Source organism: Paenibacillus sp. A3M_27_13 (genome assembly GCF_024213315.1).
GTDB classification, from domain to species: domain Bacteria; phylum Bacillota; class Bacilli; order Paenibacillales; family Paenibacillaceae; genus Paenibacillus; species Paenibacillus polymyxa_B.
Map to the genome: position 1 here is coordinate 14226 of NZ_JANAVE010000006.1, position 24684 is coordinate 38909.

A 24684-nucleotide genomic window follows, 5' to 3' on the forward strand; every position below is an offset into this window, starting at 1 on the left:
TTTATTAAAATTAAGGGAATACCTCCTGGACAGTTTATGGTTTATGATCTATCCAGGAGGAGATTCACAGTAAAAATTTTAAAGGTTAAAATCAAATAATTCTTCCAAAAATTCATGGTTATCTGAGGCATGCTGATCTAGCGAAATATCGCGTAGAACTATATCTGTGTTCTCGCAAAGTTGAAATAATATATTTTTAAAATCATGGACAAATTTGTTTATCATACTTTCCTTAAACAGCTCAGTAGAATATTCAAAGGATCCGTACAGTTGATCATTTTTAATATTCATTAACAAAGAAATGTCAAATTTTGCGTATTTAAGATCATAATCATACGGAGTAAAAGTTAGAGACTGCATATTATATTGCTGGTCACTGTTATGCTGTAGTGCAAATGTCGTATCAAACAACAAATTACGACTTAAATCACTGCGAATTCCTAGTTTCTCAATCATTGCATCCAGCGGATAATCTTGATTCTCGTATGCTTGCAGCGTGGATTCTTTTACTTCTTTCAGTAACTGGCTAAATTTTTTATCCTTCTCCGGCTGGTTCCTTATAACAATTGTATTAACAAACATTCCAATCAGTGAATCTAAGTCAGGATGAGTTCTTCCTGCAACTGGTGTGCCCACAATAATATCTTCCTGTCCTGAGTACTTGTGTAACAAAACTATATAGGCAGATAGTAATAACATATACAAGGTATAGTCACCTTTAGAGACCATATCTTCAAGCTGTTTGCTTACTGTTTTGTCAATGATGAAATTCATCACATTTCCTTTAAAGGTTCGTATTTTGGGTCTGGCAAAATTCGTCGGAAGTTGAAGCTTCGGAGTTTCTTCGTGAAGCAATTCCAACCAATATCGTTGCTGTTTGTTCAGAGCTTCATTTTGAAGCTCTGACTGCTGCCATACCGCATAGTCTTTGTACTGAATACGCAGCGGTTTTAATTCTTTCCCATTGTATAGCAATGTCAGCTCCCGAAGCAGAATCTCCGTTGATACACCATCCGAGATGATATGATGCATATCATACAGCAACAAATAGCGTTCAAAAGAAACTTGAACAAGTTTTACACGAAGCAACGGCGCCTTTGTTAAATCGAAGGGTTGAAAAAATTCATTCAAATAAATGGGTATTTCCGATTCTTCCGCTTGGCAATAGTCGATTTCGAACGTAACCTCATCATGTAGCTTTTGGACAGGTGTGCCATTGACTTTTATAAAGCTAGTCCGTAGAGATTCGTGACGTTGTATCAGTTTAGAGAAGGCGTCCTCAAAACGGGAGACGTCTATCGGGCCTTCTATCCACATGATGATAGGCATATTGTAGGCAACTTCTCCTCCGTCCAGCTGATTTAATATATACAATCTCATTTGGGCTGAAGAAAGGATATAGAAATCCTGGGGCTCAACAAACGGAATGGACATATATTCTTTAGGCTCCATACCAGATATCAGTTGAGATAACTGTTCAATTGTAGGGAACTTAAATGTTTCTCTGATCGAGAGTTTCACCTTCAGCTTTTTTTGAATATTGCCCAGCATGATCATTGCCCGTAGTGAATGTCCCCCTATTTCAAAGAAGTTGTCAGTGATACCAACTTGCGGAATGCCCAATACTTGCTGCCATATTTCTACTAACTTCTCTTCCGTAACTGTGCGAGGAGCGACATACTCTGCGCGAGCCAGATCTCCTATGTCTGGCTCCGGTAGTGCCTTGCGATCGATTTTTCCGTTTGCTGACAACGGCATGCGTTCCAACTGCACATAACTGGATGGAAGCATATACAATGGAAGCTTCTTTGATAAGGCTTCTCTGAAGTTGATCGCTGTGAACTGGGGCTCATCCATGTCTGTAACCACATAGGCACATAGTTCCTGTGAACCCATGCCATTTTCCCGCGCAATAACTGTTGCTTCCCGTACTACAGACAGCTTAAGTAGTTGATCTTCAATTTCACCCAATTCAACCCGGTAACCTCTAATTTTCACCTGATGGTCAAGTCGGCCCAAGTATTCAATATTACCGTCTGGCAACCATCTGGCTAGGTCGCCCGTTCGGTACATCCTTTCTCCGGCCGACCATGGATTTGGAACAAACTTCTCCGCTGTCAACTCTGGCCGATTCAAGTATCCCCTCGCCAGGCCCACGCCGGCAATACACAGTTCCCCTGCTATACCCACAGGCTGCAACTGCTCCGTGCCTTCTTTTACGATGTACAGTCGGATATTTTTAATAGGTTTCCCGATCGGAATAACTGAATATTCTTCGGTGGGATCGCAATCGAAGTACGATACGTCCACGGTAGCTTCCGTCGGTCCATACAAATTGGTTAGCTTCGCTTCGGCGATATTCGATATGAGGCGTTGGAAACGAACCACATGTTGTGGCGGCAATGCTTCACCACTTGCAAATACATGCCGCAGTGTGCCCAGCTTCGCTTGCATCACTTCCCGTGGCTGTCGATCCACATAATCCAGGAACGCATGCAACATCGCAGGTACAAAGTGCATCGTACTGACTCCGTCACGGGCAATCGTGTCGGCAATCTCCTCTGGATCCTTTTCCCCCCCAACCGGCAGTAGGCTGACCTTCGAGCCGACCATGGACCACCAGAACAGCTCCCATACTGACACGTCAAATGTAAAGGTGGTCTTTTGCAAAATCGTATCCTCAGCACCCAAGCCATAACGGTCATGCATCCATAGAATCCGATTGATCACTGAATGGTGTTCGACCATTACACCCTTCGGTTTTCCAGTAGAACCGGAGGTATAGATCACATAGGCTACATGATGTGGGCCTGCCAATGGTTCCAAATTTGAGCCATCTTCATGGTAAATGTCTTCGCGATCCAGCACCAGCACCTTGCCCTCAAAGCTCTGCAACGCTTGCTCCACCCAACTAGCTTGCGTCAATACCAGCTTCACTCCCGAGTCCTCCAACATAAAGCGGATGCGGTCCACAGGGTATTCCGGATCGATCGGCACGTAGGCTCCGCCTGCCTTGAGGATCGCATAGATGCCTACGATCATTTCCAGCGAGCGCTGCACCAGAATGCCTACCGACTGATCCGGCTTAACTCCTTCCGCACGCAGCGTCCGGGCCAAACGGTTCACGCGCTCATTCAGCTCGCGATAAGTCAGACTCTGATTTCCAAACACCAATGCTACCTGATCCGGCGTATACTCCACCTGATCCTCAAACATCTGATGGATCGTCTGATTCCACGGATATGCACAAACGTTGTCATTAAAAGCCACTGTAATCTGTTGTTTTTCTGCCACCGTGACCAATTCCAGCTCTTCAATTCGAGCATGTGGGTTAAGCGAAATTTGCTCCAGCAGACGCGCAAAATGTCCATACAGACGCTCAATGCCTGTTTGATCAAAACTGAGTTCGTTATACATAAAACGAATCTTTATGCCTTCTCCCGGCATAACGACTACGTTCAGATCGTAGTTTGTTTGCTCTGTAGCCACCACGTTCGAAATTGTAAATGGCTCCTGTCCTTCGCTTCCGAGCTGCTCTACCTGCTGCTCCACCGGATAATTTTCAAATATCATAATATGATTGATTAAATCCTGCTTTTGCTCTGTAAGCGCCTGAATTTCATACAGCGGGAACGCGTCATAGGCATTGGAGACCAGCGCCTGTCGCTGTGTTCGCTTCATCAGCTCAACAAAGGCTTCGCCCTTTTCTGACTGAACGCGTACTGGGATCGTATTAATGAACAGCCCGATCATGCGCTCCACACCCGGAATATCGCCTGGACGACCGGACACAACGCTGCCAAATACGACATCCGTACTGTTGTTATATTTTTGTAACAGCACACCCCATACCGTCTGAATCAATGTGTTGATCGTCACCTGATTTTGCTTTGCCACCCGATCAATCTGAGCGACCAGCTCCGGCTGGAAGTCGTATTCCAGCTCTCCGCCGACATATTCCCCGGATTGTATGGATTTAGGCTTTGTTTTTTGCTGCGGAAGTGTAATTTGCTGCTCGTAGTCTGCCAAATATCCACTCCAGTATTGCAGCGACGCTTCACGGTCCTGGCGCTCCAGCCATTCAATAAAACAGCTGAACGGCGTAACAGGCTCCAGTACGGGCTCTTTACCCGCACGCAGTGCCAAATAGCTGCCAAATACCTCCTGCGTCATAAAGGACAAGCACCAGCCATCCATTAAAATGTGATGGAAGCTCCAAATAAAGTGGTACGTTTCATCTCCCGTTTGTAAAATGGAAACACGAATGAGCACATCCTCTGCCAGGCGGAATCCTTTGGCTTTATCTGCAAGGATAAAAGCTTCAACATGAGCTTTACATGCCTCTTTTTCCAGTCCGCGCAAATCTTCGTAATACAATGCTCCTCTGCGGTTGTGAAAGACGACTTGCACAGGATCATCCTTCCAGGAACTGATAAAGTTCGTCCGTAGTGCCTCATGACGTTCTACAAGCAGATCAAAGCTTTTACCGAAAGCTACTACATCAAAATGTCCGTTCAACTCAAAGGTTGCCTGCTCAAAATAAGCCGCCGAATCCGCGTCCATCAGGCTGTAGAAAAGCATACCCTTTTGCATCGGCGTTAAGGCATACACATTTTCCAGTTCACCCATATCTCGCGTATCTTCCACCAATTGCTCCAGCTCGTCCAGTGTGACGTTATTTAGCAGTACATCACTTGGCGTCAATACCGTTCTTTCCTGGGCAACACAATGGCTAATCACCTCACGTAAGCCGGCTGCCAGCAGCTCTCCTAGCCGTGCAATCGTTTCATGACGGAATTGCGTTGTGCCGTAACGAATAGTGAAGATCAGCTCACCATCCTCGATCACGCCATTGATATCCAGTGCAAAATCCATAGCCGCATTTGTGCTGACAGGCACACCGATAGAGTAGGAGGAAGGATGCAGATCATTGCCTTTATAATCCTGATCGAATTGTCCCAGATAGTTAAAGCTAATCTCTGGCTCTGTCTGAAGCTTCACACCTGCTTGCACAAAAGCATCCGTATTTGACAAGTACCGCAAAATACCGTAGCCAATGCCTTTTTGCGGGATATGACGTAGCCCTTCCTTGACCTGTTTGATCAAACGAGCAGTATTTCCGCCTTGTCCCAGACTTCCATTCAGTACAACCGGGAACTGGCTCGTAAACCAGCCTATCGTCCGTGTAATATCCACATCCGGCAAAATGGCCTCCCGTCCATGGCCCTCAAGGTTGATCAGCACCCGTTCGGATCCTGACCATTCATATACGGCTTTGCCGAGTGCAGCCAGCAGCAGGTCATTCATTTCCGTGTTATACGAGCGGTGAGCCTGCTTGAGCAGCAGATCCGTTTCCTGCTTCGTCCAGCGGACAGTTACTACCTCACTGTCTCCAAGCAGGGTTTTATCATTTGCGTAATCCTTCGGCACCGGCTTCGCAAGGCTTGCTTCCGCTTGTTCGATATGCTGCCAGTAAGCAAGTTCCCGCTCCATCATCGCGCTGTTCGCATAGGTTGACAGATGCTCAGCCCAGGTCTGGAACGAATCTGTTTTGTGCGGCAATCGAATGGCTTTGCCCGTTTTCCCTGCGACAGCCTGTTCATAACCGGACGCCAAATCCTCCAGCAAAATACGCCATGATACACCGTCCACAACCAGATGGTGAATAACGATCAACAAATGATCACCTTGGGCGCATTGGAATAAACCGAGCTTCACCAAAGGTCCTTCGCTCAACCGAATGCTGGCTTGAATTTCACCCGCTTTGGCTTCCACAGCGGCAGATTCATCTTCAACCCCGCTGAAATTCACAATGTCCAGTGCATACAGCTCGCCTTCCTCCACACTGCGGTTCCAGGCTTCAAAGCCATGCTCTGTCTCACGGAATACGGTACGCAATGCATCATGATGCTGGATTATGCGTTCCATCGTGCGGCGCAGCACGTTTACATCAAATCGTCCAGCTCGATACAGCATCATCGCCTGGTTGCTGTGATGCAGATCAACCGATTGCTGCTCAAAGAACCACCGTTGAATGGGTGTCAGTTTCACCTTGCCTGTTACATCTTCCTGACTGGCGATTTTGCCATCTGTACGAAGCAAAGGACTAAGCGATGCTACCGTCGGATTGCTGAACAGATCCTTCATGTCCAGTCGATAGCCCACTTGTAGCAGGCGAGATGATACCTGCAGCGCCTTGATCGAATCGCCGCCCAGTTCGAAGAAGTTATCCTGCGTGCCTACCGCTTCCACGCCGAGCACCCCGGCCCATACCGTAGCCAATTCCTGCTCGATCGTGGTACGCGGTGCTACATAAGCTGCGCCGGTATGGATGCTGCCTTCCGGCTCCGGCAAGGCCTTGCGGTCGATTTTGCCGTTGCTGGTCAGCGGGATCGTCTCCAGTCGCATCAGACGTGCAGGCACCATGTGCGCTGGCAGTCCTGCTTCCAGGGCCGCCTGTACTTCCTCAATCTGCAGCTCGGTTTCTCCCGTGATGTATCCACACAAATACTTGTGCCCACGTTCATCCGTCCGGTCGATGACTACGGCTTGACGCACACCCGGTATCCGCTGGATCGCGGTTTCAATCTCACCCAGCTCGATCCGGTAGCCCCGGATTTTGACTTGGTAGTCCATCCGGCCAATAAAGTCTACATTGCCGTCTGGCATCCACCGCGCCAAATCGCCTGTGCGGTACAGTCGTTCACCCGTTACGTACGGGTTCGCTACGAATTTCTCAGCGGTCAGGTCCGCACGGTTCAGGTATCCCCGTGCCACGCCAGCACCGCCAATGCACAGCTCGCCAAGTACACCGATCGGCACTGGATTTAGCTGGCTGTCCACAATGTAGAAGCGGGCGTTCAGCCATGCCTGACCAATCGGCACATGGCCGCTGCTTGGCAGCTTCGACAACTCTTCATCATAGAAGCTGGAGTCAATCGCTGCTTCCGTGACACCGTAGCTGTTAATAATGCGGATATCAGCGCCAAATCTTTCTTGCAGCACCTGGTAATCCGTTACGCTGCAGCTATCCGAGCTGGTGATCAGTAGTTCCAGACTGCTCATGTCCAGTCCGTGCTCATGCACATGCTGCATGAACGGTACGATCAGGGCCGGGGTCGATTCGAACACCGTAATCTGATAATCGCGAATCCAGCCATACAGACGGCTCGGGTCAATCCGGTCGTCTTTCGGGCAGATAACCATCGTACCGCCGTTATAGAGCGCCCGTGCGATATCGCCGACAAACACGTCAAATGAGAAGCTTGCCAGTTGCAGCAGCCGTATCGGGAACTGGCTCAGACGGTAATCCCGGCGATACGCCGCAGCCGTATTCACCAGGCTGAGATGCTCGATCATGACCCCCTTCGGACGTCCCGTTGTGCCCGAGGTGTAGATCACATACGCCAAATCCTGCGGCTTATTGATGTGTTCGATATCCGTAGCATCCCCGGTATACAGCGACTCATCGTCCAGTGCCAGCACCGTAAGCAGACGCAGTACAGCCGAAGGTTCGGATACTGCTTCGTTGTCAGTTGGCGAAGCTAATTTTAAAGGGCTCAGGTCTCCACTGAGCGCATACGTATCCTGTTCCAACGTTTCAGCGCTAACCGCCGTTTCCAGTTGGCCTTCGGATTTTGCTCCCGCTAAAGCCCAATGGCTTTCCTCCTGCCATACCTGCGCACGCTCCTGCAAGCCTGTTTGGGTCAGCAGCACCGTTGCACCGCTGTCCCCCAGCATAAAGCGGATTCGCTCCGACGGATAATCAGCATCCAAAGGCACATACGCGCCGCCGGCCTTCCATACCGCCAGTACGCCGACCAGCATGTCCACCGAACGTTCGCTCAAAATGCCAACAACCGACTCGCGTCCAATCCCTTCATTCCGCAATCGGCGAGCCAATTGGTTCGCACGCTCGTTCAGCTCGCGGTACGTTAGCTGTTGCTCCTCGTATACTACTGCCACATGGTCCGGTACAAGCTGTGCCTGTTCCTGCACATAGACATGGAACAATAATTCTGCTTCCTTCACATCACTCCACGCAGACACGCCGACTGAACCAAAACCGCCGATGATTTTTGCTTTTTCCTCAGCAGTCACCAGCTCAAGTTCATCGACCAGCGCATCCGGTCTGTAAATCGCTTCCTCTATGACATGCAGCAAATGCTCACGGATCTGCTCCACTGTTCCGCGTTCAAACACCAGCGCATTGTATTCCAAATGAACATCGATTTCATCGCCAGGCACAATGGTAATGTTGAAATCATAGTTTGTTTGCTCCGACATGGAAGCATTGGCGATGGTAAAGCCGTTCGTGGCATGGCTGCCCATTTGCTCCATACGCTGTTCCACCGGATAGTTCTCAAACACCATAATATGGTTCACCAGATCCTGCTTCTGCTTCGTCAGGGCCTGAATTTCATATAACGGATAGGTTTCATAGGCACGGGAAGCAAGCGCCTGTTCCTGTGTCTGCTTCATCAGCCCGGCGAACGTAACATTTTTTTCGCTATGAATCCGTACTGGAACGGTATTAATAAACAAACCAATCATCTTATCGATGCCTGGAATATCCGCTGATCTACCGGATACGACACTGCCAAATACAACGTCCGGACTATGGTTATACCGTTGCAGCACAACGCCCCACGCCGCTTGCAGCAGTGTATTTACCGTCACCTGCTGCTGATTGACCAGCTTGTTCATCCGTTCGGTCACTTCACGGCTCAGCGTAAACGAAAGCTTGTCCGCCTCATATCCCTTGGCGTGACCGTCCAACTGCTTGGCTTGCGGTAGCACCGTCTGTTGTTCAAAGCCAGTAAAATAGTCACTCCAGAACCGTTCAGCCTCTGCATTGTCCTGCCGTTCGAGCCATTCAATATATTCGCTGTATGGCGTTACCGGGGCAAGCTCAGGCTTGCGGTCTTCGAGCAATGCAAAATACGTATTGAAAGCTTCCCCGACGACCAGAAACAAGCACCATCCGTCCATCAAAATATGATGGAAGCTCCACACAAAGCGGTAAGACTCCTCGCCCTTACGTAATATAGATACTCTCATCAGCTCACCTGAGCTAAAATCAAAGCCCTCTGCTTTGTCGCGCTCTGCAAAATCGGCAATGTACGCGTTCAGCTCCTCTGGCTCCATTGAACGCACATCTTCAAAACGGAATCCGGCAAGTTTGTGGCGGTACACCACCTGTAAAGGTTGCTCATTCCATCCGCTATAAAAGTTCGTTCTGAAAATTTGATGGCGGTCCACCAGCTGATTCAAGCTTTTGCCAAAAACATCCACCTGGAAGCTGCCTTGCAGATCAAATGTCGCCTGCTCATAATAGGCTCCGGATTGCGGTTCCATCAAGCCGTGAAACAGGATTCCCTTTTGCATCGGCGTTAGTGAATAAATATTTTCCAGCTCTCCTGTAGCAGCGGTTTGCTCTACAATGTGCTCCAGCTCTCCGGCCGTCAGTCCCTGGAAGGACAGATCGCTTGGTGTCAGCTCCGGCAGCTCTTTTTCCACACAATGGGCCAAGACCTGGCGCAAACTTTCCTGAAGCAGATTGGCCAGTTTTTTGATTGATTTTTTCATGAATGTCTTGCTGCTGTAGCTGATCGTCAGTTCCAGCACACTTTCCGTGATCATGCCGTGGATATCAAGCGCGTATCGCTTGGTCAACGTATCACTAACGGAAGCTCCGATGGAATACGGAGACATGCGGAATGCATTATTTTTCAAATCCTGATCGAATTGTCCGAGATAGTTAAAACTGATTTCCGGCTCGGCAACAAAAGAGGGTTCCCCTTCCCTAGCAGAAGCAAGATATCTCAATATCCCGTATCCAATTCCCTTAAGCGGCAAACGGCGCAGCCCTTCTTTGACGTTCTTGATACGCCGTCCCACATTCCGATCCTCTCCCATATCCAGCACAACCGGGAACTGGCTGGTAAACCAACCAACTGTACGCGTAATATCCATACCCGGCAAAATGGCTTCCCGTCCGTGGCCCTCCAGATTGACAAGCACCTGACTGGTGCCTGCCCACTCATGAATAGCGGTGCCCAGAGCTGTCAGCAGCAGATCGTTTGCTTCCGTATTGTAGGCACGGTGTGCCTGCTTCAAAAATCGCTCTGTCTCTTCGGCCGTCCACGCCACCGTAAGCGTACGGTCATCGCGTAGCTGATGCTTGGTCTCGGATTTGCGAGTGTAATCCTTCGGCAATGCCGCTTGAGCGGCTCCAGCTTGCTCAAGTTGTTGCCAGTACGCACGCTCCTTCTCCAATGCGGTGCTGCTCGCATAAGCTGACAGCTGACCAGCCCACAGGCGGAAGGAATCCGTCTTATTCGGCAAACGGACAGACTCGCCCCGTAAAGCCTGCTCATAGCCGGTTGCCAAATCCTCCAGCAAAATGCGCCAAGATACACCGTCGACCACCAAATGGTGGATCGCAACCAGCAAATGATCCCCATCAGGGCAACGGAACAGCCCCAGCTTCGCCAAAGGGCCTTCATCCAGGCAGATGCTGCCTTGAATTTCGCTGGCTCTTGCTTCCAGCCCATGAGCAAAATTAGGCTCGTTCGTAAAGTCCACGACTTCGAGACTGTAGAGTTCCCCTTCTTGCACGCCACGGTTCCAGGCTTCAAATCCGCCGTCTGCATTTTGGCGGAATACGATACGCAATGCGTCATGATGCTCAACAATGCGTTGCAATGCCTGACGAAGCGCCGTTTCGTCCATACGATCCTCACGGTGCAGCATCAATGCCTGATTATAGTGTCCTGGCTTGGATGGCTGCTGCTCAATATACCAATGCTGAATCGGCGTCAACGCTACCGTACCCGTGACTTCCCCTTGATCCGAGACGCGGCTCACCTGCTGTACCCGCCCATTTAGCTCCGCAATAGTCGGATATTGGAACAGTTCCCTCATTTCCAGTTTATAGCCGTTTTGCAGCAGTCTTGAAGACACCTGAATGGCCTTGATCGAGTCGCCGCCCAGATATAAAAAGTTATCGAATACACCAATTTGCTCGATGCCCAGCACAGATTTCCATACCGATACCAGCGTCCGCTCCACTTCGGTTCGCGCTGCTACATAATCCTCGCAGGAGTCCACACTTCCCTCTGGCTGCGGTAACGCCCGACGATCCACCTTGCCATTGGGCGTCAGAGGCAATTGCTCCAGCTGCACAAAATACGACGGCACCATATAGCCCGGCAGTTCCTGACTCAATGCGCTGCGCAGCTCACTTGCCGCTACTTCCGTATGAGTTACCACATAGGCGCAGAGCTGCTTTTGCCCCTGCTCATCCTCACGTGCAATTACGACGGCTTCTCGCACAGCCTCCAGCTTCAACAGCTGCGCTTCCACCTCGCCTAGCTCGACCCGGTAGCCCCGGATTTTCACCTGGGCGTCGATCCGTCCCTTGTATTCCAGCGTCCCGTCCGCATTCCAGCGCACCAGGTCCCCTGTGCGATAGCAGCGTTCTCCGCTGCGGAACGGACTGTCGATGAACTTTTCGGCCGTCAGGTCAGGACGGTTGCGGTATCCGCGTGCCACCCCGTCACCGCCGACGATCAGCTCTCCCCACGCCCCAACAGGCTGCAGCTGCATAAAACGGTCCACGACATACACCGTCGAGTTATGGATTGGACAGCCAATCGACACCGATTCGGATTGCATGCCAGTAATCGCATGTGTTGTGGAAAAGGTCGTATTTTCGGTCGGGCCATAGCCGTTAATAATCTGCAGGTGCGGATGGGCCTTCATTACTCTGTTAATATGCGGTACGGACAGTACATCACCGCCGACCAGCAGCTCCCGTATCCCCTCGAACAGCTCCAGATCCTGCTGGGATAGCTGATTAAAGAGCGGAGCGGTCAGCCACATCGTCGTAATGCCATGGCTTTGAACAGCTTCCTTAAGCTTGGGTGCGTCCAAAATGACATCCTGACTCACCAGCACCAGCTGGCCGCCGTTCAATAGCGCACCCCATATTTCAAAGGTGGACGCGTCAAAGACAACAGCCCCTGTCTGTAAAATGCGCGTGTCGGCATCCAATTGCGCATAATTAGTATTTTTCACCAAACGCACGACATTACGGTGTTCTACCATAACGCCCTTCGGCTGCCCCGTCGTACCGGACGTATAAATCACATACGCCAAGTCGTTCGGACCGGACAACGGCTCCAGGTTGGAACCATCCTCGTGATACACCGTCTGTGCTCCATCCAGCACCAGCACATGACCGTCGAAAACGGCTTTTTCCACCAGATAGCTTTGCGTCAACAGCAGTTCCGCACCTGAGTCGTTCAGCATGTAGCGGATACGCTCCTCTGGATACGTTGGATCGATTGGGACATATGCACCTCCGGCTTTCAAAATGCCTAAGATACCCACGATCATATCCACCGAACGCTCGGCCATCAGACCTACCAGATGATCCTTTGTTACACCCTGACTGCGCAAGGTACGTGCCAGGCGATTCGCACGTTCATTCAGCTCCTGATAGCTCAGCCGCTCTCCTTCAAAGAACAACGCTGCCTGCTCCGGTGTCTGTGCTGCTTGCGCCTCGAACAGGCCATGAATCGTTTGCCCGCTTGGATACGCGGCCGCCGTATTGCCCCAAACCTCGACGATTTGCTCACGCTCCTGCGCGGTTACCATATCCAGCTCATGCACCCGAATATCCGGATTCGCTGCCACTTGTTTCAGTAGTTGAACCAGATGGTCTCGAATTTGCTCTACACTTTCACGTTCAAAGACCAGTGCATTGTAACCAAAGCTCATGCGAATGGTGTTTTCCGGCAGCACCATCAGGTTAAAGTCATAGTTGGTCTGCTCGACAGACTCGACTTCTGTAATGCTGAAACCGGATGGTTTGCCGTTGCCTAATTGCTCAATTTGTTCATCCACCGGATAATTCTCGAAAACAAGAATATGATTGATCAAATCCTGCTTAAGCTCCGACAGCCCCTGAATCTCATACAACGGGTACGTATCGTAAGCATGGGAAGCAATGGATTGCTCCTGAGTTTGCTTCATCACGTCCGAGAATAAGCTGCCTTCTTGAGTGCTGATGCGTACTGGGATCGTATTGATAAACAGGCCGATGATGTGCTCTACATTCGGAATTTCTGCCGGACGCCCAGATACGACGCAGCCAAATACCACATCATCCGTGCCATTATATTTTTGCAGCAAAATGCCCCAGACGGTCTGCATCAACGTATTGATGGTCACCTGATAACGCTTGGCTACTCGCTGGATGTCAGCCGTTAACTCCGCACCCAGGCCAAAGTCCAGACGCTCTGCTTGATATCCCGTCTTGCATTGAATTTTTGCCTGTGGCAAGCGGGACTGCTCCTCATATCCTTCCAGAACCTTGCTCCAGTAACCTGCTGCAGCCTGACGATCCTGCTGCTCCAGCCATTCGATATATTGACTGTACGGCGTTACAGGTGCCAGCTGCGGCTGCTTATGAGCCAGTATCGCAAAATAGCTCGCAAACACTTCGCCTGTCATCAGCGACAAGCACCAGCCATCCATCACGATATGATGGAAGCTCCATACAAAACGGTACGAATCCTCACCTGTGCAAAAAACAGCGACACGCATCAAACCATCCTGCGCCAGATCAAAGCCTCTCTGCTTGTCTTTGCGCGTAAATTCGAGGATGTAATCGTATTGCTTCACTTCCTTCATATCCCGTAAATCCTCTACATACAGCTCGCTGCGCTTATTCCGGTACACGACCTGAAGCGGTTCATCTTTCCAGCCACTGTAGAAATTCGTGCGCAGTGCCGTATGCCGCTGCACTAATATATCCAAACTTTCCGCAAATGCAGCGATGTTAAAGTGTCCTTGCAGAGCAAACGATGCCTGCTCAAAATACGCTCCTGATTGTGAATCCATCAGATTGTAAAAGAGCATGCCCTTCTGCATCGGGGTCAGTGCGTATACATTTTCCATCTCACCGGTAAGGGCAGCCAGCTCCGCTATTTGCTCCAGCTCCCCAATTGTCAGGCCTTTGAAGGACACATCACTCGGGGTCAGCTCCGGCTGTTCCTGAGCGACACAATGCGCAATCACCTCTTGCAAAGCGGATTGAAGCAGTCCCGCCACGCGTTCCAGCGTTTCTTTACGATACTGCTTACGGCTGTAAGCAATGGTCAAGCGCAGCGTGCCTTTCGAGATTATCGCGTTCAAATCCAGCGTGTACTGTAGCGGTGAATGTGCATCATCTGTCTCCCCTACACCGTAGGGTGACAACGTGATTCCGCTGTATTGCAGATCTTGATCGATCTGACCTAAATAGTTAAAGCTGACTTCCGGTTCTGCTGCAATCATGCGCGCTTCATCCGATGCAGACGCATGGGACAAGTAGCGCCACGTTCCATACGTCAACCCTTTGTGCGGAATCCGGCGCAGACCTTCCTTCGTTTCTTTAATCCGCTGTGCCAGGGTCATGCCCTTGCCTGTCTCTAGCTGTACCGGATACAAGCTCGTAAACCAGCCGATCGTACGCGTGATATCCACCTCTGGCAGAATGGCTTCCCGTCCATGGCCCTCCAGGTTCACCAGAACCTGTCCTGCACCTGTCCAGTTATGCAGCGCCAGCCCCAGCGCAGTCAGCAGCAAATCATTGACCTCGGTGTTGTAGGCGCGATGGGCCTGCTTCAATAACTGCCGGGTTTCATCCTCGCTCCACTCCACCATCAGCACTTCACTGTCGGCATTCAAGGAGCCTTCATAGACAAAATCCTTAGGCAGCGGAGCAATCGTGGCTTTGGCCTGCTCTACCTGCTCCCAATAGGACGCATCCGATGCAGCCGCAGAACGATGAGTGTAAGCCGTCAACTCGCGCGCCCACGTTTGGAAGGAATCCGTTTTATAAGGCAAACGTACGGGCTCACCCTTCATCGCTTGCTCGTAGCCTGTAGCGAAATCCTCAAACAGAATCCGCCACGACACCCCGTCCATTACCAAATGGTGAATGGCTATCAGCAGATGATCGCCCACGGTTGTGCGGAACAATCCGAGCTTGACCAATGGTCCTGCGGACAGGTCGATGCTGCTTTGGATCTCCGTTGCTTTCGCTTCCAGCGCCTCCGCATAGGTCGCCCGTTCACGGTAGTCCACAGTTTCCAGCGTATACAACGCGCCTTCCTCTACACGGCGTGTCCAAGCCGAGTAACCGGAGGCACCCGGATGGAAAACTGTACGCAGCGCATCGTGATGCTTCACGATGTGACCCATTGCCTGGCGAACCACCGTTTCATCAAAGCCTGTGGCGCGATAGAGCATAACCGCCTGGTTAAAGTGCTGCGGACGCTCGCGCTCCTGAGCAAAGAACCAGTGCTGGATCGGAAGCAGCGCCGTTTCCCCGCTCACTTCTCCTTGATCTGCTACGCGGCTGACTTCGTGCATATGCGGTGCCAGCCCAGCGATTGTTGGATACCGGAACAAATCCTTCATGTCCAGCTTGTAGCCAGTCTGGAAAACACGGGATGCGATTTGAATCGCTTTAATCGAATCGCCCCCTAGGTCAAAGAAATTGTCCAGAATACCGACCGTCTGTACGCCAAGTACGGCCTGCCAGACCGCTACCATAGCCCGTTCCGGCGCGGTGCGCGGCTCGGCATAGTCGGCCCCGCTTTGCAAGCTGCCTTCCGGTGCCGGCAATGCCTTGCGGTCGATTTTGCCGTTTGGACTCAGCGGCATCTGCTCCAGCTGTATAAAATACGACGGCACCATATAGCTTGGCAGCTCCCGGCCTAGCTCACTTCTCAGTTCGCTAGCTCCGAGCTCTTGCCCGGCGACATAATACGCCACCATTTGTTTTTGCCCCGTTTCACCCGCATGTGCCATGACTACGGCTTCTCGTACAGACTCCACTTTTAGTAGATGCGATTCGACCTCGTCCAGTTCGATCCGGTAGCCCCGGATTTTCACTTGATGGTCAATCCGGCCCAAATATTCGATTTTCCCGTCCGGCATCCATCTCGCCAAATCTCCTGTACGGTACATCCGCTCATAGCCTGATTCGCCACCGGCAAATGGATCGGCGACGAATTTCTCCGCCGTTAATTCCGGACGGTTCAGATATCCACGGGCTACGCCTACACCGCCGATGCACAGCTCGCCTATAACCCCGATCGGCTGCAATTGCTCCGTGCCTTCCTTCACGATGTACAGACGGATGTTCTGAATCGGTTTCCCGATCGGGATAACCGCATAGTCCTCTCCTGGCTCGCAATCAAAGTACGTTACGTCCACCGTCGCTTCCGTCGGACCATACAGGTTGATCAGCTTCGCTCCACCCAAGCTCGACACGAGCCGTTGGAACCGCGCCACATGTTGCGGCGGCAACGCTTCTCCGCTGGCAAATACGTGGCGCAACGTGCCCAGCTTCGCCTGCATCACTTCCCGTGGCTGCTGCTCCACATACTCCAGGAACGCATGCAGCATGGCTGGCACGAAGTGCATCGTGGTGACTCCGTCGAGGGCAATCGTATCGACGATCTCCTCTGGATTCTTTTCCCCGCCGACCGACAGCAAGCTTACCTTCGAACCGACCATCGACCACCAGAACAGCTCCCACACAGACACGTCGAAGGTGAAGGTGGTCTTTTGCAGGATCGTATCCTCCGCGCTCAAGCCGTAGCGGTTATGCATCCACAAAATCCGATTCAGGACTGAATGATGCTCAACCATAACGCCTTTCGGTTTTCCAGTCGTTCCTGATGTATAGATGACATAAGCCAAATGCTCTGGGCGGGCAATCGCCCCCAGGTTTCCACTTTCTCCCAGATACAATTCTGCATCCTCTAAAAACAGGGTATTGGCGTTGCATTGGTGCTCTTCTGCCAAATCACGACTGGTCAGAAGCACTGTGACATCGCTGTCTTCCAGCATGTATTTAATACGAGTTGACGGAAATTCGGGATCGATCGGTACATAAGCACCGCCTGCTTTTAGAACGGCCAAGAGACCGACGACCATTTCAACTGAGCGCTGCACCATCAAGCCGACCAGCTTGTCAGGTCCTACTCCATGTAATTGAAGCATTCGTGCCAATGAGTTGGCCCGTTCATTCAGCTCCCGATAAGTCAGTCTCTGATTTCCAAACATAACTGCTGTCTGATCCGGTATACGTTCTACCTGTTCCTCGAATAACTCATGAATCCCCACATCTTGGGGATAGGGCACTGCTGTCGCATTAAATACATCCACAATTTGCGCTCGCTCTTCGTCACTCATCAGTGACAACTCCTGAATCCGCTTCTGTGGTCCTTTCACCATATGATCTGCCACATTCAGGAATTGCTGAATAATCCGGGCAATCTCCTGCTCGCTGAACAGCTCGATCCGATAATCCAGTTGTAGTATAAGCTTATCGTCATCCAGCATGTCTATCATGGCAATATCAAAGTCGTTCACCGTATCTCCGCAGAAATCGGCATCCACCTGCTGAACGGCTTCATCAAAACAGGAGAAGCTCAGCGTACGGTACTGAATGGTAACGCCAAACAAGCGCCGAATGTCCGTACTGCTTTGATGTTCACGCAAATCCTGAATAACTTTGTTGTATGGATAACGCTGATGCCTCAAAATGGACGCCTGCTCCCTGCCCACACCTTGCAAGAAGGTGAGCAGCTCGGATTCCGGCTCAACCCGCAGGCGCGTAGCCACGGTGCTGACGAACATCCCCATCGTATTTTTTTCCTTCTTTAACGTACGGTTGGCATATAATGTACCTACAGTTAAATCTTGTTCACCTGTCGTTTTATGTAAATAAATATACAGAGCAGCCAGGAAAAATGTAAAAATACTGATGTTATGCGCCTCGCAAAAAGCCGTGACACCCCGATATAATTCGTGCTCCAGTGTATAAATCTCCCGTCGTGCAGCCGTGCTCACCGTGAGCGGGTTGTATGATTTTAAACCTGTAACCTCCGGCAAATCGGTAAATTTCTCCGTCCAGTACTTCTTATCCTTATGATAGCGTTCTGATTGCTCATAGCTTTGTTCCGTCTGAATAAAATCGAGATATGAGTTCGCCGGGGGCGGCGTATCTGAACCTGTACCATGAACAATATTCATATAATTTCCCGTAATTTCATTAATTGCCTTTTCCATGGTAAAGCCGTCAGAAATAATATGATGCATCTTAAAGCTAAACCAGGTATCTTCTTCGCCCAGCTGCAAAATAACAAATCGATATAGCTGCGAATCCAGTAAGGGGAACGGCTGTGCGTTATGATGGCTCACCCATAGCTCAGCCTCCTCCTGGGTAAACTGAAGGGCTTCTATGCTTTGAGCAGCAAACGGCTCCACATATTGATAGGGAATGCCGTCCCGAACCGTGATTTTAATACGAAAAGAATCATTTTGTGCAATCACCCGGTTCATTGCCTGCTGCAATGCATCTATGCGAACCGTTCCCTTGATTTTAACAGTGGCAATAATTGTGGACGTGTTGCGACTAGGATACACAAGCTCTGTGTACCAAATTCGTTGCTGTGGCTGGCTTAATGCAAACAATTGAATATTGTTTTGAGTCATACGTCTCTCTCCTCAGAAAAATTGATATTGGTAAAAAGTAGTCCCAATAATGACTGCCTTTGGTAAGGAGTTGGATATGCGTGCACTGTTCTTTCAGCTCACTCGTGGATAAAAGCCGAGCAATTAGCTTCATGACTCTTCTTCTTTCGAATCATTCAGGATTTCAAAAATGGACATGAGCCATTTCTTCTTACTCAGACGGCTTAAAAATTCTATGCGTAGTTGCTTGCTTCTTGGTGCATTCTTTTTTTACTATCTGATTTGATCACATATCTAAAACTGTTTTGCAATTGAAGGGTTGCGTTATCCAGCTTGGAAAGAACATGTTTTATAAAAATTATGGTTAGCAATGGGATCGAAGTAACCGACGACATTGAATACCCCAGCGCAGGATTGTAACTGAACAATTTGCGATAGAATTCATCGGATTTCTGAAAAATTTATTTGACACTAAAGATAAAGAATATCCTAAGATAAAGACAACGTAATCCCAACGCCGGTAGGAATAGCTGAGAGAGTCCCACTCTTAGATATGGATAAACGTGAATTTTCTTAATATCACTCAAGAGCGTAAAAAATCGAAATGAACTATAAGAAGAAAACCGTCTAGCATTACTTTTTCTACCAGAACTAAATCAGCGCCTTGAAAGAGGTTAGACATACAAACAAATTGAAGATTATAGAATCTAGGTCTATTTATTTAAGAAGTAAACCACAAAATGTCGAATAAAAATTTCACTGTTGTGCAGTTCAGGCAGCATTACTCAGGTGCGAGCAGATTGGGCATACAGAGGCGCGAGCGTCCCCTCTCCCCTCGTTTAAGCGCTCTGTTAGGTGACCTCAGCTTGACATTCGGAACGACCGTGGCTTAAAAACGGCGCCAGCGCTTCGGCATGCGTTTCATTAAAATAATGCCCTGCGCCTGGAATGACGCACAGTTCGACCTGATCGGCGGACAGCTTCCAGTTGCCGTGTTGCGACAAGTATTCCGCCGTGAACCAGTCATCGCCCCCGATCACGCAGTACAAAGGCACTTTTGCAGCGGCGCCGCGCACAACGACTGCAGGTTATCCAGCCGCGCATGTTCGCCGAGCGGGATCGCTGCCAACGTTCGGTATTGGATCGAGATGTCGAACAGTCGATACGTGTCTTTGGTGGAGCTTACGGCGCGGAGATCTTGAACAAGCTGATTGTAAGGATACCGTTGATGCCGAAACTGCTCGAAAGCTACCCGTTTCAGGAAGGCAAGAAGCCCCGTCTCGGGATCAATCCGAATACGGGCGGGTACAGCGCTGACGAACATGCCGATCATTTCTTTGTCCCTGCGGGTGGAACGATTAGCATAGATGGCGCAGATCTTCATCCATCGGCAGCGATGCCCGTGGGCTGTAGGCACCCTGCGGGATACCTAGCTTCAGGATGTCCGCAGGCTGCTAGTCACGGAATTGATCAAGCCAATATTGTCGATCTTTGGCAAACCGTTTGGACTTCTGATGGTTCTGTTCCGCATCCGCCCACTCAGAACATCAAGCAAGATGCGGGCGTAATTATCGCCAAGTCATTTAGAAACAGCAGCATTGACTGCCTATCGGAAATGATATGGTGCATACGTAAAATTACCCAGTGAACCTCGTCTTCAAGTCTCAGCAGCATGCAGTTCCACAAATCAGCTTCACGCTAAGGCATGAACTCCAAAGCAAACGCTTCCAAACTAGTGATCATACCGCTTGTATGGGTCTTTACCCGCAGATATATCGATAAAAACAAGCGCACGGCGCAGTTTATTGACGACATAGAGATACGGGGCCGATAATCAGAATCGCTGTCCCAAGTAACGCGTGTACGGAGTGCTTCATGTTGGACCTACACCTAGTTTAGTGCTTGTTCGAACGACTCCAAGTTCACAGTGCCGGACAGGTGAGATACCGCCACAAGGGACAACTTTAACCCGTTCGGGTACGTGCGCTCGATATACCAAATCCTCTCCTCCTTTTGTGCTAAACGACGTTGATTCTTCACATTTTCGATCATCCTGCTTCCCCTTTCAATTATTTTGTACATGGCAAAAGTAAATTGCGGATTAGACCGAAGTTCTAATGTCCTACAATTACTACTCCTCTGTATGTACTAGTGAGTAACCGCAAGGATAACGAGTTCGCGCCAACTACAGCATTCGATATTTTTTCGATGATTTGGCCGTTCAGGAGAAGTTCAACTTCTTCGACCTCTAGCTGCGTTCTAACCTATCTGCCCAGCTCGAATGCGTCAGGAGACGGAGGATAGTTCGTCTTTTCACAATTTAAAAATCGCTCACTTTATGGGAGGATTTCAACTTCAATTGTGACATTTTTAAAGATTCATTCCGTGTTTAGTCCAAATCGTTCGTGTGATAGCCTTATTACATCCTCTCTAACATCTTGTAATGTCCATAATTAGGTTAAATATGGTATCCCGGAAATTGGAAACTATTAATTTTTGTCATTTCTTAAGTTGCTACTTCTTCCTTATTATCCTCATCATTATCAATGTAAAAAAAACATACCATCTTGTGTAAATGTATTCAATATAATGTCAAATAAAAAAATAAATTCATTTATGCAACACTTATTAAAAAAGCGTCTAGTACCTCACGATCAGAACATGAACCCGACCTGCTAATTTAAAATGATTAACCTATTAATTATTTTTCTATTGTTTTCATCGCAATAGCATTGAATTAAAAATCCTTCTTGACTTATTTACACAGCAAAAAAGAGAATATATTATCCTTATTTTTGGTTTATTTGGCGTCCCATGACTCCAGTTAATCAATTCCGACCGAGTTCCTCAAGACCTTACCTCCCTCCAACGCGTTTATACAACAGGGTCTGGAAGAATAATAACCATTGACACCCGTCAGAACTGTCCTGGATCGTTTGAAGACATTTGGGTTTAATGTATTCAGAACTGATATTGACGTCAGCATCATCGGCCTTTCGAACGTTGAAACTGTAAAATTCAAAATGCATCCTTGGTCAACTGGAAAAGTGATTCCAGAAATCCCCACGGGAGCCGCTACTCCCGCTGCAGCGCCCCCCTCTCCCATTTCTTCTGGGGGTACAAGAGATGACAGCCGAAGCAGATATTGATAACCCAAAGCCTGTCTCTAACGACAAGGTGACTTACACTTCCTCCGTGACGGACGGCAGCGGCCAACCAATCTCGTGCATCAAAAGGTTTTATGGTGGATATCGATTAGTCGTTGACAAAGACGGCATACACAAGCAATGTAAAACCTCATTTATGCCTTAATAAATTTGGTTTTAAAAAATGAAAGGGATAAACGATCGGTTTAAGGAATGGTATAGCGGTCATTGGGAGATCAAAGGAAAGACACAAGATGTTCCCAATTAGCAGTGTAACAGGGGGTAAAAGAAGGAGATGTCGTTTATTTCAAAGACGGATTATGGCTTAAAGACGAGAATGAAACAATAGAACGATCTAAACGGATAAACAGACTCACAGACTCATGTACTCGTAAATCTAATAACTCAAGCATCTTGGCGGTCATATAGACGCATTTAGGCATTTATTTATGAATCTGATCTGCATAAAAACAAATTATTAGGTTATGTAAAAAAACTCATAACTCATTTATTTCAACTTCTTTTTAGCGAAGATATCCTTGGTTGGACAAGTCAAGCATCTCAGCGTACTCTCTTTGTTTTAAAGAAGATTTTGCCCAATGAGCTCTTAGGTTCTCTATTAAATAATATGTTGAGGGACTCGCTTTTTTATAAATATTTAATGCAAAAAACACGACATTTGTATGCCGTGTTTTTTGTTATGGATTATGCTGCTGGTAACTCATAAAAAATATAGCAAAAAAGTTCTACTTTCTAATCAGTGCTTAACAATTATGATTTAACTATTATTCAAATAATTACGCCTCTTTTGAAACTCTATTTAATACTGTATCAACATAAGCGTCTAAACTACCCAAACCACTTTCATGTAATTTCATAATATTATAATAATCTTCTTTTGTGATCTCCGCATGATCATACGTAATGGGAAACCATGGACAATGATTCGCCAGTTCATCCATTAACATATCCCTTCCATTTGATGCGTAAATATAAGCGTACTCGTCTGAACAAGGGTTAATATTCATATAGTATTTTTCGGGTTCTTCCTGCCAGGCCCATGTCCCTCCCCCAATGGGGTATACCTTTGTCTGCTCTCCGTTAATATAGATATAGGTTGCAGTGTATTCTTCCATATCCTCTGAGAATATAAATGCGTCTTTTTCAGAGCAATAACCTCCAGGAGATTCGAAGAAATCAGATACTTGGTTATAACTTTTAAAGCTTACTGTTTGGTGAAGTAGGGGTTTTCCATCCGTCCCAATGCTCACCAAGCGTAAATCCTTGAAACGTTTTGTTCCCTACTTTATACAATGAAAAATAGGTTGATTTTGCGTTTTTGGGTTGGATTGTACATCTTTGATACTTTTCAAGCTTACCTTTGAAATCATTTATTTGTTCATCCAGCGACATTTTAAATAGATCTAAATCTGCAAAAATGTCATTTGAACTCGTTTGTATCATCCAGATCAATTGCGTTAGAAATGTCCTCCATAGGCTTTAGCAGGTTAGATAATAGAGTATAATATTGTTCCATTAAAAATCTCCTCCTAACACGTATTCAATGTCTTTCAATTTGCTACAAAGATCATTCTCGACAGCCTCATTATTTTCAGCTTATGAAAATCCCTCTTTATGAAGTTTACTTCGGATCTGCTTAATAATAGATTGCTGGATGGATTCGTTTAGATGAATTACATATTGTCTTTTGTCAATCATGTTATTGCACTCCTCACATGCGGACTTGTTTCCACAATTGGTTAGCAATTGCTTTAATTCTTCTACTCCCGTGGACTCTATGACATTTCCTCGTACAAATCACCCCTTCTATTGAACCCTACAAATTGTACGGGCTTTAAGTGCCCAACTCTGCTTATGTGAACGCAAAAAAGGAGACTCTATGAGTGTTCAGTGGGAACACAAATAAAAGTCTCCAAAACGTTCAATTCAGATGCCACAGCTAAGCAGGGCCTTCTCTTTATCGCAACGTTATATTGAGCGAAAAAGATAATCAAATTTCCTTGTAATAAAAAAATTATACAATATAATTAAACTCCAATTCAATAATTGGAGTGTCATTTTACCATACTAATGATGTATCAACCTGTTCACTTAGAGTTAATAGGGACTTCTTCAATCAAACCTGCATCTGTAGATCGAACATTACCTACAGCTTTAGAAACCGGATAAGAGTTCATTAATCCAGCAGGGTATGGCCGAAGCATTTCTAATACATGTTCTGTTTTTGATATTCCAGGGTCCAGCCATTCATCTACCGCCTCTTTATCCAAAATCACTGGCATGCGATCATGAACATACTGTACCAATTCATTGGGTTGTGTTGTGATAATTGTGCAGCTGCGAAGTATGTCTCCTTTCGAATCCTTCCATTCGTCATATAGACCAGCAAAGCCAAAAACCCCCTGCTCTTTGAGTACAAAACGATAAGGCTGCTTTCCATCATCCTCTTTCAACCATTCATAGAATCCATCCGCTGGAATGACTACTCGATTCTTGGCCAATAAATTGCGGAAGGCGGGCTTGGTATCCAATGTTTCAGCTCGTGCATTGATCATACTAAAACCAATTTTCATGTCCTTTGCCCATCGCGGCACGAGTCCCCATCGATAACCATCAAGTACTCTACGCCCATTGTTATTATTTATTACAGCAATGGTCTGGGATGGTGCAATGTTGTATCTGGGTGTGTGCTCATAGTGCATGTCCTCTACCGAAAAAGTGTCCATTACATCATTTTTATCAGCTGCAAGCGTAAATCTTCCACACATTCCGGCACTCCCCCTTTATTATAAGAGTAGACAATTTCAATCCACTGCAAACCAATTTTCACAATATTATTGTATAATGGGTCATTAAAATACTGTTAACCTGTTTTCAGAACGGTCTTATGTGGTATAATGAATACATAAAGAACGTATATTAAAAAAGCCACGATGGTGAGACATCGTGACTTTAACAAAGGCCGGTGGGCGAC

General features: G+C 48.0%; 8 protein-coding genes. 1 reads left to right on the forward strand and 7 read right to left on the reverse strand.

The window, feature by feature from the left end:
- Window positions 1–78 precede the first annotated feature (78 nt).
- From NLX82_RS19340 to NLX82_RS19355, 5 genes are all read right to left on the reverse strand, one after another.
- Entirely contained in the window at window positions 79–18564 is an 18486-nt protein-coding gene (locus NLX82_RS19340; RefSeq protein ID WP_254348787.1) for a non-ribosomal peptide synthase/polyketide synthase, read from the reverse strand.
- An 830-nt stretch (window positions 18565–19394) separates the two neighbouring features.
- Window positions 19395–19583 (reverse strand): hypothetical protein, encoded by a 189-nt coding sequence (locus tag NLX82_RS19345; protein ID WP_254348788.1) that lies wholly within the window; start codon window positions 19581–19583, stop codon window positions 19395–19397.
- On the reverse strand, window positions 19580–19927 hold the full coding sequence (locus NLX82_RS27785; RefSeq protein WP_367995888.1) for a condensation domain-containing protein: 348 nt from the start codon (window positions 19925–19927) through the stop codon (window positions 19580–19582). Before NLX82_RS27785 ends, NLX82_RS19345 begins: the two co-directional genes overlap by 4 nt.
- Before the next feature lie 155 nt (window positions 19928–20082).
- A complete protein-coding gene (locus NLX82_RS27790; RefSeq protein WP_367995889.1) occupies window positions 20083–20217 on the reverse strand; it encodes a hypothetical protein in 135 nt (44 codons plus the stop codon).
- A gap of 216 nt (window positions 20218–20433) precedes the next feature.
- Entirely contained in the window at window positions 20434–20583 is a 150-nt protein-coding gene (locus NLX82_RS19355; RefSeq protein ID WP_254348790.1) for a hypothetical protein, read from the reverse strand.
- 1086 nt (window positions 20584–21669) lie between these two features.
- On the opposite strand from NLX82_RS19355, the gene NLX82_RS19360 reads away from it, so the two are divergent.
- Window positions 21670–21855 carry a hypothetical protein gene (locus tag NLX82_RS19360; RefSeq protein WP_254348791.1) on the forward strand — a complete coding sequence of 62 codons (186 nt, stop codon included), beginning with the start codon at window positions 21670–21672 and terminating at the stop codon, window positions 21853–21855.
- Window positions 21856–22486: 631 nt separating this feature from the next.
- On the opposite strand, the gene NLX82_RS19365 is transcribed toward NLX82_RS19360, so the two are convergent.
- Window positions 22487–22960 (reverse strand): hypothetical protein, encoded by a 474-nt coding sequence (locus NLX82_RS19365; protein WP_254348792.1) that lies wholly within the window; start codon window positions 22958–22960, stop codon window positions 22487–22489.
- Window positions 22961–23797: 837 nt separating this feature from the next.
- The gene (locus tag NLX82_RS19370; protein WP_254348793.1) at window positions 23798–24478 is read right to left on the reverse strand and encodes an SOS response-associated peptidase; all 681 of its coding nucleotides are present in this window, start codon (window positions 24476–24478) and stop codon (window positions 23798–23800) included.
- Between the last annotated feature and the right edge of the window lie 206 nt (window positions 24479–24684).

Bases quoted from the DNA above. Each gene is read 5' to 3' on its own strand.
- NLX82_RS19360 (WP_254348791.1), top strand. From the start codon at position 21,670: ATGACAGCCGAAGCAGATATTGATAACCCAAAGCCTGTCTCTAACGAC.
- NLX82_RS19340 (WP_254348787.1), bottom strand. From the start codon at position 18,564: ATGACTCAAAACAATATTCAATTGTTTGCATTAAGCCAGCCACAGCAA.
- NLX82_RS27785 (WP_367995888.1), bottom strand. From the start codon at position 19,927: ATGAAGATCTGCGCCATCTATGCTAATCGTTCCACCCGCAGGGACAAA.
- NLX82_RS27790 (WP_367995889.1), bottom strand. From the start codon at position 20,217: ATGCTGCTGAGACTTGAAGACGAGGTTCACTGGGTAATTTTACGTATG.
- NLX82_RS19370 (WP_254348793.1), bottom strand. From the start codon at position 24,478: ATGTGTGGAAGATTTACGCTTGCAGCTGATAAAAATGATGTAATGGAC.